The 17,193-nt window shown below is 38.2% G+C and carries 11 protein-coding genes; 2 read left to right on the top strand and 9 right to left on the bottom strand.

Annotated features, from left to right (window positions below; genetic code table 11):
• Window positions 1-788: 788 nt before the first annotated feature.
• The 7 genes from A3712_RS18410 to A3712_RS18375 form a co-directional block, all read right to left on the bottom strand.
• The gene (locus A3712_RS18410; protein ID WP_063524612.1) at window positions 789-1,889 is read right to left on the bottom strand and encodes a hypothetical protein; all 1,101 of its coding nucleotides are present in this window, start codon (window positions 1,887-1,889) and stop codon (window positions 789-791) included.
• Window positions 1,890-2,051: 162 nt separating this feature from the next.
• Window positions 2,052-3,890 (bottom strand): carbamoyltransferase family protein, encoded by a 1,839-nt coding sequence (locus A3712_RS18405; protein ID WP_063524611.1) that lies wholly within the window; start codon window positions 3,888-3,890, stop codon window positions 2,052-2,054.
• A complete protein-coding gene (locus tag A3712_RS18400; RefSeq protein ID WP_063524610.1) occupies window positions 3,890-5,947 on the bottom strand; it encodes an iron-containing redox enzyme family protein in 2,058 nt (685 codons plus the stop codon). The genes A3712_RS18405 and A3712_RS18400 overlap by 1 nt, the downstream gene beginning before the upstream one ends.
• Before the next feature lie 7 nt (window positions 5,948-5,954).
• Complete coding sequence (locus A3712_RS18395; protein WP_063524609.1) at window positions 5,955-7,175, bottom strand: ATP-grasp domain-containing protein; 1,221 nt, start codon at window positions 7,173-7,175, stop codon at window positions 5,955-5,957.
• Window positions 7,176-7,229: 54 nt separating this feature from the next.
• The gene (locus A3712_RS18390; protein ID WP_063524608.1) at window positions 7,230-8,366 is read right to left on the bottom strand and encodes an MFS transporter; all 1,137 of its coding nucleotides are present in this window, start codon (window positions 8,364-8,366) and stop codon (window positions 7,230-7,232) included.
• A gap of 53 nt (window positions 8,367-8,419) precedes the next feature.
• Window positions 8,420-9,166: a hypothetical protein gene (locus A3712_RS18385; RefSeq protein WP_063524607.1), complete on the bottom strand. Its 747-nt coding sequence runs from the start codon at window positions 9,164-9,166 to the stop codon at window positions 8,420-8,422.
• A 1,637-nt stretch (window positions 9,167-10,803) separates the two neighbouring features.
• The gene (locus A3712_RS18375) at window positions 10,804-12,615 is read right to left on the bottom strand and encodes a PLP-dependent transferase (protein WP_063524605.1); all 1,812 of its coding nucleotides are present in this window, start codon (window positions 12,613-12,615) and stop codon (window positions 10,804-10,806) included.
• Between the two features lie 142 nt (window positions 12,616-12,757).
• On the opposite strand from A3712_RS18375, the gene A3712_RS18370 reads away from it, so the two are divergent.
• Window positions 12,758-13,213 carry an Lrp/AsnC family transcriptional regulator gene (locus A3712_RS18370; RefSeq protein ID WP_063524604.1) on the top strand — a complete coding sequence of 152 codons (456 nt, stop codon included), beginning with the start codon at window positions 12,758-12,760 and terminating at the stop codon, window positions 13,211-13,213.
• Window positions 13,214-13,246: 33 nt separating this feature from the next.
• Here A3712_RS18370 and A3712_RS18365 read toward each other — a convergent pair whose 3' ends face one another.
• Window positions 13,247-13,717: an arsenate reductase/protein-tyrosine-phosphatase family protein gene (locus tag A3712_RS18365; RefSeq protein WP_063524603.1), complete on the bottom strand. Its 471-nt coding sequence runs from the start codon at window positions 13,715-13,717 to the stop codon at window positions 13,247-13,249.
• 208 nt (window positions 13,718-13,925) lie between these two features.
• Here A3712_RS18365 and A3712_RS18360 point away from each other — a divergent pair, with 208 nt between their 5' ends.
• On the top strand, window positions 13,926-16,394 hold the full coding sequence (locus A3712_RS18360) for a PAS domain-containing hybrid sensor histidine kinase/response regulator (protein WP_063524602.1): 2,469 nt from the start codon (window positions 13,926-13,928) through the stop codon (window positions 16,392-16,394).
• A 122-nt stretch (window positions 16,395-16,516) separates the two neighbouring features.
• On the opposite strand, the gene A3712_RS18355 is transcribed toward A3712_RS18360, so the two are convergent.
• Entirely contained in the window at window positions 16,517-17,047 is a 531-nt protein-coding gene (locus A3712_RS18355; RefSeq protein WP_063524601.1) for a hypothetical protein, read from the bottom strand.
• Window positions 17,048-17,193: the final 146 nt, after the last annotated feature.

Here is a 17,193-nt window from a genome sequence, read left to right as displayed (position 1 = left end):
ATACCTTTGTAGCCGAGGACTATAGCGAATCTGTTATTGGTAACGTCGTAGTTATTGATGACCTAATCCACAGTATGATGGTATCGGCCAGCACAGCTGTTTAAAGGCATTGGTGCTATTTTGCTGTTGTTTGCTGGGGAGGCTATACTAAGTAGTAACCTCAAGCCAACACTTAAAACCTTTTAGGCCAATACTCAAGCAATGAACTTTTACCTTAAAAATAGATGGACGATTTTTCGTAAGGAGTCTGATCCTGATTGTGTTCGCGTATTTTTCGAGAAAGAAACCAAATCGTAAACCGTTTATTCGGGATTGCTCTATAGCCATTGCCTAGCACTCAAAAGGCCTCACACACGCGAGGCCTTAGTTTTGCTATATAGCGGTGTAGCGATCCAGCACTCGCTAGTACTGATGTAGTCGCGAACAAGAAGGCATCTGTTAATGAAAATACAATATAGCATAAGCCTTGAGCGAACGCAGTATAAAAAAGTATTCCTTTAGTCATCGAAGAAAATTGAAAGCCTCAAACACGTTTTCCATAATGATTATTGCACAGCAATCCTTAAACGGCTAAGCGGTCAACCACAAATGCTAAAAGGCTAGTTTTCACTAGAATTCATTATATTTTCTTCAATTAACAAGCTTATTTTTAACTTACCCCAGAACATCACTATGCTTCTAATACATAGGAGCTAGGCACAGGATTTAGGAACAGTTTAACGGGTTTAGTCAACTATGCCGCCTTATGCTGCAAGCCATCCGATTATATTGAATAAAACTACTTTAAGCTAAAAATCTATCTTGTCTATTAGACTACTAATAGTTTCTGAAACTTTCTCATGCCCATAATCATTAAAATGAACTCTGTCGACGAAAATATAATCATCACAATAACTGCTTGTAGCAATCTCTTCATTCATATCAAAATACGGGATTTCTAACTTACGACAACCCTCTCTAACTCTATCTGAAAATACCATATGCATTTCTTTACCTAATATATGCCCAAATAATCTCCAAAAATTATTTGGGCAGCTATCTATTGCGTGGAAGACTTCTTTTTCTTCTTGAGTAAAAATATCTTTAGTCCAAGAGGCGAGTGGCTGTTGTATGAATATAAGTTTAGAGCCATGCTCAACTAATAAACTTTTCCATACTCTTAAGTTTTTAAGTGTTTCATCCGCAGCTCTTTCAACCCTTTCTATTACATTCTCTCCAGAATCGAATATTTTTTTATCCACTGGGTTTTCTTCTTCGAATGCATCTTTGATTCTTTGCTTAACTTTAGAGAAAATATTCCTACCCGTTACTTCGTCAGAATAACCATTTTTTCTATTTGTTAAATCTTCATTATATTTATTCATATAATGTTCGAACTCGAAAGAATAATAGTACCTTCCATTGTCTGATGCATACTCACTTGGTAAACCTTCAAGAGAAAGTGTATTCATACCACTAAATATAATTACTTTATCAATAGATTCAAAACGTTCTTTATGCATTAAAAACAACAGCATCTCTTGCCGGGCATTGTAGCCTCTACAACTAAAGTTCAACCAGTCCTCACCTCTGATTTTACTTAGCTGAGATGACAACGTATATTGATCACTCGAAGCGCCGGTTCCCATAACCGTTGAGCCACCAACAATCAAGTTGGTGGTATTAATTTTATTATGGGATGATACTTTAATTTCTCGCTTTCCATTGTGAGACACTCGAAATCCCAGTGCATCAGTATTAATAACATCAGACTTGTAATCAGGGTGCTGGAAAAACATAGTGTATGGTAGCCAACGTACTCCCATGTACATAAAATCATCATATTCTTTTATTTGAGGCGTTAATTTATATACAAGTTTAACCGCTTCATCATGACTGAGTTCTTTCATAGCTTTCCCTCTATTCTAGTTATATTTTTTCATTTCAACTTCTTTGTTAAAAAAGGAACATGAATTATTAATTTTCTTTACTGAAAGTATTTTAGCCAAAATGGCCAGTGGAAAAATAAGCACATAAAAAAACAATATATATATAATTTTCATAACTAATCCTTAATCTAATTCAAACTCACTCATCCATGACTGATCATCTAGCTCAGATTCATTGTTTTCTTTACTTAATACATAGTTACCTAATACTAGATAGTCCATGTTAGTTCTTTGAAAACACTTAAATGCATTTTCTGGGCTTTCTACGATAGGTTCTCCTCTTACATTAAATGAAGTATTAACCAATATCGGACAGCCAGTTAATTCGTTAAATTCGGTTAATAGTGTGTGTAGAGGCTTGTTGAAGTCACCATCCACTGTTTGAATTCGAGCTGAGTAATCGACATGAGTTACAGCCGGAATTGAAGAACGTTTCACATTAAGTTTGTCTATCCCAAACAAGTTTTGTTTATCGTCACTGATAGGTAATTTTACATGCTCCAAAATATTAGTGACTTGCAGCATGTAAGGGCTAACCCCTTTCATGTTAAACCACTTGCTAACTTCATCTTTTAATACAATTGGCGCGAATGGTCTAAATGACTCTCTAAACTTAATTTTTAAATTAAGATTTTTTTGCATTTTTTCATTTCTAGGATCACCTAAAATAGAACGACTACCTAATGCCCTAGGTCCAAATTCCATCGAGCCTCTAAACCAACCAATGACATTTCCTTCAGATATAATTTGAGAAACTTTTTTGTATATTTCACCTTCATCATAAAATGTGAAATTAGCATTTTTACTTTCTAAAAATTCTTTAATCTCATCATTCGTATATGACGTGCCAAGATAACTGCCTTTCATGCTATCCTTTGGATTTACAAAACGTGTGACTCGATTACTCTGATAATGCAGCAGTAAAGCAGCGCCAAGTGCACAGCCTGCGTCTCCTGAAGCAGGTTGAACCCATACATCATCAAACACTTCACTGCGGACAAGGTTACCGTTTGAAACGCAATTCAGCGCGACTCCACCTGCCAAACATAAATGATTTACGCCTGTTGTTTCTTTGATAGATTTAACAAGCTTTAAAACTACCTCTTCTGTGACAGCTTGAATAGATGCTGCAAGGTTGAACTCTTTTTCAGTCAGTTCAGACTCAGGTTCTCTGCAAGGCCCACCAAATAGATCTTCAAACTTTTCATTTACCATACTATGACCAACTTCATAGTCAAAATATCTGGTATTTAGAGTGAACTTACCATCATCTGCCACGTTAATAAGTTTCTTATAAATAAGATCTTTATATACTGGCTGACCATATGGCGCTAACCCCATCACTTTATATTCACCTGAATCTACTTTAAAACCACAATATTGGGTAAATGCAGAGTAAAGTAATCCAAGAGAGTGAGGGAATTCAATCTCCCACTTGCGGATCAACTGGTTTTGTTTGCCTAACCAAAGCGATGTTGTAGCAAACTCGCCAACTCCATCTAAACACAACACAGCCGCCTCTTCGTAGGGACTAGGGTAAAAAGCAGAAGCGGCATGTGACTGATGATGTTCTGCATAGCTTATCTCTGGAAAATAATTACAATACAGATCATGCTCTTTAAAATCGTTAATGAGTTTTTTATTAACTTTCCATGCGTCGCTTAAACGCTCTTTCATTGAGCTAGCAAAAACGCTGGCTCCTTTTGGTGCATTTCTCAAGTGAGTCAGTAAAATTCTTTTAAATTTCAATCTAGGGTTTTCGTAAAAAGCGATATCATCCACATCACTCATTTTGATATTTGCAGATTCCAAGCAAAATTTAATAGCATTTACAGGAAAACGATTATCTTGCTTCTTTCTTGAAAACCGCTCTTCTTGTGCAGCGGCAATGATTTCTCCATTATGAATTATCACCGCAGCACTATCATGAAAATAACAAGAGAGGCCTAATATGTACGACATTATGAATATACTCCTAGGTATTTTTGAACAAATGAAAGAGGTTTTCTATGTTGGAGTTTTTTGATTGTCTTTCTATTCCACACCTCCGCAGAGAGAGCATTAAAACCTATTAATATTCTCTTCCACGTTTCATCCACTTTCATTGAATTATTTGTTTTTGTTTCTTCCATAAATTTTACAATTGCTTCATAGGCCATAGCTGCATGGCCTGAAGCTGTATTATCTATGGTGTTATGCAGGTCTACGAACAATGTGCTAAACCCATACCTCTCCATTAACTCCTTTGCTGTTCTGTAGGTACTTCCCACACCAGACAACTCCATAGCGAGGTTAAGACCTAGTGTTTCTGGTAAATATCGTCTTGGATACATGGCCATTCCTAGCCAGAGGCAGGGAATGTAAAAAGAGCCTTCATCAAAGCGGCAATCATTTGCGAATTCAATTGATTTAAAGTCATCAAATTGATACCCCATTTCATTAATAAGATCTTTATATATGTTGTGATGATTTAGCTCAAATTCTCCGTTACCAATTTCATCCGAGTAAATAGCGCGTATAGTATTGGTAAAAGACAAGCCGCTGAAACCTTCACGAAGCCAGTTATAAATCCAGCCACCGTCTGCTAAGATCATGGGAAGAATTGCTACGGCATCGTCTACCACGTCTTGTCTTGTAGGAATTTCTTCTAAACTATCTACAGGAACATAGGACAATAGTTCGTTATTGACGTGTGTCTCATACCACTTATCAATACTATATCTATCGTAACTAAAGCTCGGTAGGTTTGTATTTCCCCTCAGCTGAAGTTCCGATAGCCTAAACCACTTATCAACAAAGAATAGCACCTCATCATAATTATCTTCATATCTATTGTTAACGAGCGAATTAAAAAGCCTTCTAAATTCAATCTCTTTGAATGCCCTTTTTTCATTAGTCGGTGCAAATTCAAAGGATATGGGGAAAGATGTTTCAATGGTAAAATCCACATGCTCTGAATTAGAAAATTCAGGTGTTTTTGTAATCCATGTATTTATAATTTCAAGCTCTGTTTTGCAGAAAACTCTAAACATGGGCCCTTTGAAAGCAACCAACTTATTAGTTAGCGGGCTTTTTTCTGGTTTTCCCTTGCGAATGTACGCACTGCTTTCTAAAAATTGGATAAAGCTCTCTGGTCCTTCTTCCATTATTTGGCTCAGAGGACACTCTTTAGTTTTCACGTTTTGATGATAAGGTGCACCGAATTTATGTGTTTTTTTAAGAACGTCAAGCATGCGTAACTCATGTACACTGCCCCTTAAATTGAAAACACCTCTCAAGTTATTAAGTAGTTCATGAAAAAGTGTTTTTGCAGACACGTACCCTTTAGCCAGCTCAAACTTAACATCTAAATCTTGATTTTCACTCTCCAAAAAATCAATAGCACTTGATATATTTTGCAAAACCAGTTTGTAGCGATGCTGCCCGAGCAAGTTAGTCATACTAGGCATGAAAAAGCTTTGCTCATTGCTGTTGTGGCTTTTTAATAAGTAAACACAAAATCCTATTAAGTTAAGTGGGTTTAAGCTTTTGCTAAAACTCATACCTGATAATAATGATGGGATCACCAACGCGAAGTTTCGAACATCTACGTACTCAATATCCTTGGTTTTTATTAGCTCTCTCACTTTATTACTCAATTCCGAGCTATTGAGTCCCTCTGAAAGATGCATATAAACACCATGAAGATAGCAACTCCAAACCTGGTTAGCATATTGGGGAGTTGATAAATGCGCAAATATATCTGGTATGTAGATATAAGAAGGAATTATGTTATTTATAAGAAAATTTTGCTCAACCTCACAGAGCGTACCAGCCAACTCTGGCAAATCACTTGGTGAGTTCAGCAATGTTTTCAACAGTTCCAGGCTATTATTGGCATTGAGTGATTGGCTTAATTCAGCCGCTAAACTATTATTGGAATCAATATATTTTTTTACTTCTTCGCCAAACTTAACTAAATACTCATAATGCTCTTCGAAACTTTGAACTAATTCAAAGCCATCAATTTTAATCTTCATAATAACTCTAAATATCGTGATGAAGTTTAAATCCAATCTGATTTTCAATGTTCAATAACAATTGATCAGCGGTATTTTTAGCAGCATCAAAAGTTTCACCTTTTACTAGAATTCTTCCTAGTAACTGGCCTGCGGTAACTTGCTGGCATGATTGAATATTATCTCTATAAAAAATGGAAATATTATCATGATGATGCAACCATTCGAGATTAATATCTTGATTTATTTTGCCATCTTCTAGTGGTATTATTTTTCGCACTGTTACAGTCTGCTGTGCTGAAGGATAGTTGTTATCGCAAGCCTTACAACCATACAAATCGAACACATAATCAAATACTGGCTTACCTATCGCATATTCGTATATTGTTGGCATCACTCCACCCATCAACCTTGGGTTTGCTTCTACCAACACAGGCCCTCGGTCTGTTAGCATGATTTCAATATGGAAAATACCAAAGTCTAAGTTTAGCGCATTACACACTTTTTCAGCATATTCATAGCATGCGGCCTCTTGCTCTTTTGTAACATTTCCAGGGATCAATGAGCCTAATTCAATACACTCATTTTCTCTTGACTGCGCTCTTCCACTAATTATGATATCTTGCCGTTTCCCATTGATATCAAAGCCAATTTCTACTGATAACAGAGTACCAATGAGACATTCTTCAACTAAAATCCCACGATTAAATTGCTCTTTATAAGCCTCAGGTACTGAGTCACACTGAGCGAGCGCATTCTCAAAGTAGCTTTCTAATTGTGCTTGCGTATGAACGGTCTCTGCTATCCAACTGTTAAATCCACTTGTTGGCTTAACTACAACAGGATATCCAATCTTTTGCGCTGAACTAATAGCATCTTCTAAGCTGAAAACTTTTGCGTATTTGGCTGACTCTAAATTGTTCTCTTCTAGTAAGTGACGAGCAACATCTTTTTTCCGAGCATTTTGAACACCAATCGGGGAGGTAAATTTTATTCCAAGCTCTTGACATACCTGACTGATCATTTCTAGTGACGGCTCACATGGAGCAATAACCGCATCAATTTTACGATACGAGTTTATCGTTTCCACTGCGTTGTAAAGCGTTTGAAAATCGGTTAACACGTCAACTCTAAAAATATTACTTATTTGGCTCACTATACTTTGGTAACGTTCATTTTTATTATAAAAATTATGTGAAGTCTGCTCTAGAAATGAAACATAATGTCCATTCTCGATAGCCCTCGCCATACTCTCTATTCCAGAGGGATTACAATCACAATATAAAATGTGCATGATATTTATCTATTTCCTTAAAGTTGTAATTGACAAAAGTGAAATTAGTGCAGATATTAAAATCAGGGTGTTCATCCCAAAGCAGGAATATATAATTCCCGATACTAGTGCGGATGCAGAGATTGCAATTTGAGTTGATGCATTAAACATTGCTGAAACATGTGTACTTTGTTCCTTTCCCCCTATTTTAAAAAAATTTGTAGCCAAATGAGGGATTAAACTTTGTCTAAACATTGAATATACAACGAACACAATTGAAGAAATTAAAATTCCAAATGTATCAAAAACAATATATATTGGCACATAAAAAATCGTTAACAGCACCAACAAGCCTAATGCCGGTTTTTCCTTATTTATAAGAGTACCGAACTGATAAGAGTAGTTAGAACCAATCATAGCAGACAGCCCTGAAAATAAAAGAACTAGCGGCGTCTCATATCCTTTTTCACTGAAGGAATTAGAAAACCAAGTCGGGAATGTAGTTATTAATAGAAAAATAGAAAAAACAATCATTATGAAGGATATAACAACCTTTAAGTGATCTTTTTCTTTTAAAAGAATAGAATAAACTTTAAAGTAGCCGACATCAATTTTTTTATTAATTGGCCTTCCCTCCTTTATAAAGAAAAACCCAATCAAAAAAGAAATAAATAGCAATAGAGATATTAAATAAAAAGGTGTTGACCAATCCATATATACGCCGATTAATGAGCCAATAGGCAAAGATGTAATCTGGGCTAAAGACGATGCAGCCATAGCACGACCAGTCTTTTCTACTAACTCTTCTTTCGCATAAAGACTATTAATATATGGTAGAATTGAAATACCAATCACAGGCATAATGCACCCAGTAACAAACCTTAAAAAAATTAGCGCTTCACTACTTTTGAATTGTGCATGTAAAAAGAAAATAATAGAACAAAGAAAAGAACCATAAACTATAGAATTTCTATATCCAATTTTATTGATAACTGGTCCAATCAACAAATTGATACAAAATGCTGTCGCAGAGAATATCGATACAAAGATACCTACCTCTACGCTTGTAAAACCTAGAACGTCTCTTAGATATGGCGTAAGGGAAAAAACAAAGAGAATATTAAAGTTTACAATGTAAAAACATAGAAAAAGACTAAAAATTATCATTATACAAGACTACTTTTATTAGATACTGCTCAGTATATAACTGAGCAGTGATATTATTCTTCAGTTATACTGTGAGGAAGCATTTCGTGATAAATATCAAGAGCCCTATTAACCATACCCCACTCATCTTTACTAAAGTTCATTTCCAGCTCTTCTTTAAAGCTATTTCCACTAATGAAACCTTTAGATGACTCTAGAGTCTTATGAAACCTTGCATGTGCATCTTTTTCGTGTTCTTCCCATTTCTTTACGTTTCCGTCATCCCAATAGAGCATGCTAGCTTGAAATTGAATACCTAGCTCTTCGCAATACTTCCTCAAATAAAACTCAGGGTTAACCCTCACTTTATCACCGTCTACAACAATAATTTTTTTTCCATTATGTCTAACTTTGTCCCACATTTCTTTTAATGCTGTGAAGCCGAATTCCCATTCACCTATGGTGTCTTTCCTTACTTTTTTCCTTGAGTAAAGCGTATATCTAGGGTCTCTAATAATAAATGTGTGCACTGATTCGTTAAAAATTTCATCTCCTATATAAGGAAGGCCAAAATATGCCATTTCTTTAATAAATAATATTTCGGATTGATAGTCCTTAAATTCACTTTCAACTATTGGTCCAGTTCTTTCCCATAGCTCTTCTTTTCCACCATACATGTCTGTTTTTCTATCTTTTGAGAAATAATAGCAATCGGTATATGGTTCGAACAATCCGATTGTGTCATTTCGTTGCTGAAATGCTCTAAGAAAGGCAGTGGATACGCTTCTAGCAGGACCCCATAAAAATATTTTTTTTGGCATTTTATTACCTTAAAGGATATATGGATGATTTACTTTTACTTTTACTTTTACTCTTATTTTTACCAGTTAACACAGCACGAAATCTCTCGAAAAGTGTTATTTTTTTCTCTTTCCGATCGATATAATCCAATTTTCTTTTTTCTTTATTCAAGTTGAACCTCCTTTTATTTATATGCTACTTAGTTGATATATGCGTTTCAACTATTTTATAAATCGCGATTGATTTCATCGTAATTTATTGGATCTCGATCACTATATAAGAGCCACCAGAAGGTGCACGGTTAAAGCGCGTATTGGAAAGAACAGTATGGATACTGTAAGCCTTTACTGTCAAAAAGCGCGATGTACCAAGTGAAATAATTGTTACGAGGACGATTGAGTTAAAGAAATTACATGTGCAGATGGTTCAAACTTACGCGAGGATACAAACGTTAAACAAACTTACTGAGGTAATTTTTCTTAATGACTAAAAAGAATATAAAGCGGGCGTTTGTTTCTAAATTTAATTGTGTGACAAACCGTAGCACATGGGAGTGTAATGCATAAACCAACGTTAATCGGATAGCAGATCACTAAGATTGGCGGTGTTCATGGTACTAGAGAAATACAAAGGTTACGACACACCATAAGTTAGAGTGTGTATGTCACCTTTAGAATTCAAACTCGATTATAAAGCCTGTTCAGTGATTATCATAGCTAGAGTCTGCTGGGGCGTGAGCTTTTTGCAACAAGCCGGTTGAGTTAAACTTGGTTTGTCATTGTTCAATAATCCAACCAAGTTTACACCTCACCACAAATCTCTATTGTGCCATTCATATATATAATCACATTACAACCACCCTTTGTTCTTTAGATAGGCATAGTGAATGCGTCTCAGTCTCTCTTCTTGAATAAAGCGCTTCAACCCAACTGAACTGTACATAAAATCAAATCTATCCTTCTTGGGGCAGCATATTGCTACTCCCTCTGATCGAAGGCTAGTCATCGAGTAGCCTCTAATGCAGAACGGGAGCATACTTTAATGAATTTATGCCCCAATGAAGACTCGTGCATGATAATCGTCGCTCCATCTAGTTTTTTCAGTTTCACTTTTTAGCATAGCGCTACATAAACATATTGTTAGCGCATATCCATTACGAAACGTCTAAAAAGTGCTATGTTTTCCACTGTACCATCTAAAGTAATGCGAGAGTTATGTTCCTTTAAAATTACATTTAGTTACTTGCATTGAGGGCTAGAGTTTGTATTAGATGTTCTACAACAGAAAAACCTCATACGCTTAGAAAGTGGTAACACTATTTTGCGCTCCCTCACCGTTTAATTGGAACGAACATCCGCTTTACGCCTGCGCTTCCAACAACGGCACTGGAGGCTATGACAAGAACACCCACATGAATGGCTGCCTATGAGAAAATCTTCGCGATTTATGATCAACCGTTTTGGCGTATGACCGGATTATCTGGGTACGCAAATTGTCAAATTGGCCCACTGGTGAAAATTATGATTCGAGTTCTGAAAACAGGCATGCTGCTCTATTCGGGTTTAGAAGTTTCGATGCCGGAACTGTATCGGCGAAAAAGTTTGGAGGGTTTACTTACCCATACTTTTGATTTGCTTTCGCGGAATTCTAACCGCCTTTACTGACTCAGCTGACTGAACTTAGGCAGACTCTTCACAAACCTTTGGTGCACGTCCATATAAGTTTGCATATAGATCTCGTCGATGTGCTCGTTACTTGGGAAGCTCGATGAGAAATCAACATGTTTATGGTCAATCGATAACTTAGCGGCTTCGATTATGTGTGCAATGAACATGCGAGGATCTTCTAAACCAATCGAGATACGCATCGTCGTTGGCTTGATTCCCGCCTCATTGAGTGCCTCGTCGCTCAGTTCTGAGTGAGTGGTCAATGCAGGACACAGCGCCACCGTATTGGTTTGCCCAAGACTTACTTGCATACCGATAGCGGGTTCAAGCACGTCGAAGAACTGCTTAAATCCATCTCGATTGATTGGTGCTCGATTACCATTCCCTTCCATATCGATAGTAAACAGTGCGGCTGGCAGCCCTAAGTACATATTGTTTCGACAGTGTTCGTAGTTATCACTGTCTGGCAAAGCAGGACAAGACACATTAATGTCTGGGTGAGCATCAAAAATTTTCGCTAGAGTCAGCGTATTAATGGTTTTCTGCACCACACGCATCTCATAAGTTTTCATGCCATTGAGCACTTCAAACGCTTTGTCTGAATCTAAGAAGGCACCTTTAATGTAATACACATTCCAAAACAGGGTTTCATTCCAAGGAATCGTCACCCCCTCACCATTGGGCTTGGTGAAAGTCACTTCCTCTCCTTTTGGCACAAACATGGTCTCGTTGCGCCCAATCACCACACCTGCTGTAGTGGTGCCAGATCCGGCCAGCTCTTTGGTATACGAGTGAATCACGTAATCCGGCCTTTCCATCACATCATCACGCTTGAGAACTGGGTGTAACAGCGGCGTACCTACAGTCGAATCCACAATCACATCCCAACCACGAGAATGAGTCACCTTACTAATGTTGGCGACATCTAACACGTAGCCATGTGGGTTACACGGTGACTCAAGATAGACATAGATCTTCTTACCTGCAGCGAGGCGATCAGCATACTTGTGTGCGACCTCACCAAGGCGAGCCGCAAAATCGTCACCGGAGTAACCATCCACCCACTCGACAGCGACATTGAGGTTCGAAGGTTTACCAAACCAATCTTCTAACAGCTGATAAGAACCGCCGTAGATGTTGCGTGAAGCCAAAACAATATCTTCATGACCTAGCAAGTGACTGAGTAAGCCATCTATGGCCGCCATCCCCGAGTTAAAGTTCCACGCAAGGTACTCGTTGGCTCTCGATCCTGCTTCAAGATCAACCATATGGTTTGCCAGAGAGATTGATGTTGGGTTCAGCAATCGAGAGTAAATATCGTGAAGTGGCTCTTTACCGTTGAACGCATCTTCAATCCACTCAGTACAGGCAAACAGATAAGTCGCCGTGCGAGTAATAACCGGGCTGGCAGAAAAGATAGCCGCCACATTGTCGAAAATAGGATACGCCCCTTTTGAGGCGAAATTACCATTGTTAGTCGCAATAGACTGGTAAGTCGCACGCATCGGGTTTTGCAGGTTATCGAGGATCTTAGCGATCTGGAACGACAAAAAGCGTTTGGCATTGAACCAAGCGATACGGTCACTCTTATCTAGCTCTGAAAGGCCATCAACCGTCAAAGCCCAAAGATCATGTGTTTTGGTATTGGCTTTGTACAGTGTCGTCGCCAATTCCACCAGCGTGGTGCCGTAATCGCTACTTGGATCAATACCAAAGTGTTTTGCTTGCTCAATGGCAAGGGCTTCTGCTTGTTCATGTTTGGTGGTTTTTCGCAGTGGGCTAAGTTGAGTTGCAGTATTCATAATTGCTAAGTCATTCCATCCTTGTTGTACCTCCTTTAATTTTAGTGTTACATAGATGTTAAAGATTGCTATTTACGAAGTAAGACATACACTTTGAGCAATAATATTGCCGAATATGGTTTTATATTGATGGAATATGCCAATGGATGAGATCGACAAAAAGATACTGGCTGAACTGCAAAGCAACGCACGACTCACCAATCAAGAGTTAGCCGACCGCGTCGCGCTTTCCCCCTCCCCTTGTCTACGCAGAGTTCGAGCACTAGAAAAACAAGGAATCATTCGTGGATATCACGCCAGTATCGACCAAGAAGCGTGCGGCCTGCCCGTAAATGTGTTTGTGTTGGTAAAGCTTGAAAAGCCGACTGAAGATAACATGCGAGACTTTGAGCAGCACATTGAAGCGATTGATGAAGTGTTGGAGTGTTTTCTAATGACGGGGAATCACGACTACCTATTGCATGTGGTGAGTGAGTCTCTAAAAAGCTACGAGCAGTTTATTCGCAAACATTTAACTCGCCTGCCCAATATTGCTTCAATTGAATCCAGCTTCGCGTTTGGACAGGTAAAGACAAGAAAAAAATTACCTGTAAGGTGAGTAAATCCGCGTTAAACCAAACAGAGAGACCATTTAGCCGTTTGCTTGTGCTATTGCCACAAGTTTCGTCACTTTTAAATTTATTTGTTCTACAACACCTCTTACAAACTGCGCTCTTTCTCTCTCTGGCAGATCTATTGCACCAGCCAAATTGGGGATGGCCCAATGGAGCCTATGGGGCACGTGAGAGCAAACCAGGTTGACACATCCAACAAACAAGTGACACTGCTCATTACTTGCTTGGTCGCAAAGCGTAATCACGTAGTCAAATTTTTCATTGGTCTTTCTGTATTCAAATAATGTTTTACTCTCAACAATGACTGCAACGTCAAGCATGTTAGACAACTCATCTAAGAGAACTTGGGGGGTTGGTCCTGGCTCAAAACCAAAGCAACTAGCGTGTATCATCCCATTAGATTGCAGCTCGACAATCGCTTTGGAGATAGCCGCTCTTACACCTTTCTTCACGCACACAAACAAAACTTTGACGGGAGTGGCATCCATACTTTAATGACCATTTTGTATTGATATTCCTATGCTAAACATAGATATTTAAGGAAGTTTTGCAATATCTCGGCTAATCAAGGGCAATGAGAATGGAATTAGTCATCGTCCATTCTATTCGACAAAAAGGATAAAGAAGCCCATAGACAAGATATCTATCCTATATTTTTCATATAACTCCAAAAAATAACATGGAAGTCATTTAAGTATGACTAAGCTATCTTTAATCAGCCCTAAAGTGTTGCTTGTGCTATTTCTCTTGCTCACGTCTTTGACCTACGGTGGCATTTCACTTTATGTGCTTTCTAATCACAGCCAATCGACCGTAAAACAACTTCAGAGCGGTAACAGTCGCTTTGAGCTTGAGTCTGCCAAAATTTTTATGGAAAAGTATCTCGAGGTTGCAGAAGACCGTATTGTTTTAGCTTCGCAATACCAAGGGGTCATCGACGCAGTATCGGTCTCTAATATAGAACGGCTCTCATTTCATCTTGAACGATTCAAGGGACAGAACCAATCAATGCAATTTGCCGTGCGAGACCGCACCGGTCAGCTGTTGTTTGAAGATACGTTTCGTCACCCTGCATCAAAGCAAGAGCAAGCAATCTTTGAAGCAATTGCGAATCAAGAAGTCGACGATCGCATTCTGTACCTTTTGCACGATGACACCAATCATATTTGTCTCAAACTATTTATGCCTTTACTTCAAGGCAGTGATTTCGTAGGCGTGATATATGGTGAAACCGCTGTCGATTATGATGATTTCTTTGGCTCGTTTGTCACGAACCGAGAGCGTTGGTACGAGCTCAGTCAAATAAGCTCACCAATAGCATCTCTTATTGGAGAAGATGACTCGCATACACACTCACATGGCCATGATTCACACATACCAATTAAAAATAAATACAATGAAGAAGACTGGTTATTGACTCAAACGGCTTTAACAAGAGGAGGCTTAGTATTAACCCAAGGGGTAAGCCGCTTATTTGTTACCGACCAGCTCTCAAGCTTACAGAAGGAGCTGTTAAATGGGCTTTTGATTGTCTTAGTACTCAGCTCTGTTTTAGTGTTTTTTCTCGGGCAAAAATTGTTCGTTAACCCACATAAAGAATTGGCAGGTTCTAAAAAGCTACTAGAGGAATCAAACAAGCGGTTAGCAGAGCAAGAACGAGAAAGTCACCTTCTTGCCACCGTAGTCAAGACAGCCAGAGATGGCGTTGTGATAACTGATAATAAGGGGCGTATAGAGTGGGTAAACAGCGCTTTTGAACGAATGACAGGTTATCGCTTAGACTCCATAAAAGGGTTAAGACCAGGCTCATTTCTACAAGGTGAAGGGACTTCTGTTAGCACGGCAAATCGAATAGGTTCTGCGATTCAACAGGGGAACCAAGTTAAAGCGGAAATATTGAATTACGCGATCGACAAAACTCCCTACTGGATTGATATTGATATCGTACCTTTAAGGAATGTTAAAGGTGACGTCGAACGCTTTATCGCCATTGAACGTGATATCACAGAATTTAAACAGCTTGAGAAGGAGTTAGAAGAACAAGCAAATAATGCACGCCAGGCAAATGATGCAAAATCACTATTCTTGGCGACCATGAGTCATGAAATTAGAACTCCAATGAATGGCTTGCTGGGTATTCTACAAATGTTGGTTGAAGACTTGGAAAAAGCTGAGCAAAGGGAAGTTCTTCAGTTAGCCCTCGACTCAGGCGAGCACTTAATTGCCATTCTTAACGATATTCTAGACTTAGCCAAAATAGAGAATGACAGTCTAGAAATTGATTCGCATTCATTCAAAATGTGTGACATCACTAATCCCGTATTAAACACTTATCAAACCTTATGCTCAGAAAAAGGGATTGAGTTTTCTTTACTAGATAACAGCAATACGTCCTCTGTCTACAGGGGCGATTCAGTTCGGATACGACAAGTCATTCTAAATTTAGTTGGGAACGCATTGAAGTTTACAGCGAGCGGTTCAATTACTGTCAGTATCAATCCACTGGCTCACTCAGCGATGGGGTTTATGGTCGAAGACACAGGCATCGGCATCCCAGCAGAAAGACTGAGCTCAATCTTTAATGAGTTTGAACAAGCAGACGTCTCAACAACTCGGCACTATGGTGGGACCGGACTTGGATTGGCAATTTGCCATAAACTTGTGACCTTGATGAACGGCAAACTTACTGTACGAAGCGAGCTTGGTACAGGAAGCAAGTTCAGCTTTGTCATAAACCTACCATCAATTGAGGCTGAAGATGATAAGCATCCAATAACAGAGCAAGTCGATCTGTCTCCATTTAAGATTCTTGTGACAGATGACAATAAAATGAACCTTATCATCGCCAAAGGATTCTTGGATAAATTAAACGTAGAGTGCGTTACCTGCAATAGTGGCTTTGAGGCTTTAACACACTTAGAATCAGGCGGTTTCAACCTATTCATTATTGATAACCATATGCCGGAAATGAATGGTTTGGAAACAGTTCGAAAAATACGACAAGCAGGACATGATGACCTTGTTATTTTTGGCTGGACTGCCGATATCATGCAAACATCAACTCTAGCTTTTATTGAGGCAGGTGCAAATGAAGTGTTAACGAAACCACTGATTAAGTCAGACTTAGTGGAGGCACTTTCTCGTTACCTCAAGCAAATAAAATGATAGGTAAAACAAGCTGGGTCAGAGCTTGCTTTACCTTGATTAACGTTTAGTCTGAAAAAAACCAATAATAGAAATAATTAAACAGGATCAGCGCATATAATTTACGCTAACTTAGGTAATGATTATTCTTTACGTGCATTCATCGGATAACTTCTTGAACCACTATACTGAATATCTTTATAACTACCCTTCATTGTTCCTTTTGCAACAGAGACATAATTAATCGTCACTGCTGGATTTCCAGAAAAACCATTGATGTTCACCTCTATTTTCCCATCTTTCTTAGAAGCTATCCCTGTACCTGATTTAAATACATTACCATTATGTTCATAAGTCATTGCAACGCGGATATCTGTACTCGGATAAGCTTGATCAAGAAATTGTAACTTCCAATTTTCCGACAAACTCCACCTTGTATTAACTAACATATTGAGCGTATTTGGGTTTGTTAAATTTTTGGCTATTTTTACGTTTCCATATTGGTCCATAAAAATTATTTCATCGGAGCCATCCCCATCGGTATCACCTAAGGCAAAATGCGAAACTTGCTGCCCATCTAAAATGTCTTCAATGACAAATTCGCTTTCTGCAGCAACACACGAGCTAAAAATGACTAAAGGTAAAAACGAACTTTTTATCTTATTTGACAACACAATATTTCACTCAAAATTCAATCGAAATTAATATATAAAATTTATATCCGCGCTATTCAATAGATAATTAAAACAAATCACTAAAATGGAGTTATCCGCCCGTAAATCAAAGAAATTAAATTTAATTTTATCTATAAACACTTTCA

Origin of the sequence: Vibrio sp. HI00D65, from assembly GCF_001635455.1 — a bacterium.
Classification (GTDB): domain Bacteria; phylum Pseudomonadota; class Gammaproteobacteria; order Enterobacterales; family Vibrionaceae; genus Vibrio.
The sequence above is the reverse complement of the archived record's forward strand: the minus strand, read 5'-3'. Positions and strand labels throughout refer to the sequence as shown.

Bases quoted from the DNA above. Each gene is read 5' to 3' on its own strand.
- A3712_RS18410 (WP_063524612.1), bottom strand. From the start codon at position 1,889: ATGAAAGAACTCAGTCATGATGAAGCGGTTAAACTTGTATATAAATTA.
- A3712_RS18405 (WP_063524611.1), bottom strand. From the start codon at position 3,890: ATGTCGTACATATTAGGCCTCTCTTGTTATTTTCATGATAGTGCTGCG.
- A3712_RS18400 (WP_063524610.1), bottom strand. From the start codon at position 5,947: ATGAAGATTAAAATTGATGGCTTTGAATTAGTTCAAAGTTTCGAAGAG.
- A3712_RS18395 (WP_063524609.1), bottom strand. From the start codon at position 7,175: ATGGCGAGGGCTATCGAGAATGGACATTATGTTTCATTTCTAGAGCAG.
- A3712_RS18390 (WP_063524608.1), bottom strand. From the start codon at position 8,366: ATGATAATTTTTAGTCTTTTTCTATGTTTTTACATTGTAAACTTTAAT.
- A3712_RS18385 (WP_063524607.1), bottom strand. From the start codon at position 9,166: ATGCCAAAAAAAATATTTTTATGGGGTCCTGCTAGAAGCGTATCCACT.
- A3712_RS18375 (WP_063524605.1), bottom strand. From the start codon at position 12,615: ATGAATACTGCAACTCAACTTAGCCCACTGCGAAAAACCACCAAACAT.
- A3712_RS18370 (WP_063524604.1), top strand. From the start codon at position 12,758: ATGGATGAGATCGACAAAAAGATACTGGCTGAACTGCAAAGCAACGCA.
- A3712_RS18365 (WP_063524603.1), bottom strand. From the start codon at position 13,717: ATGGATGCCACTCCCGTCAAAGTTTTGTTTGTGTGCGTGAAGAAAGGT.
- A3712_RS18360 (WP_063524602.1), top strand. From the start codon at position 13,926: ATGACTAAGCTATCTTTAATCAGCCCTAAAGTGTTGCTTGTGCTATTT.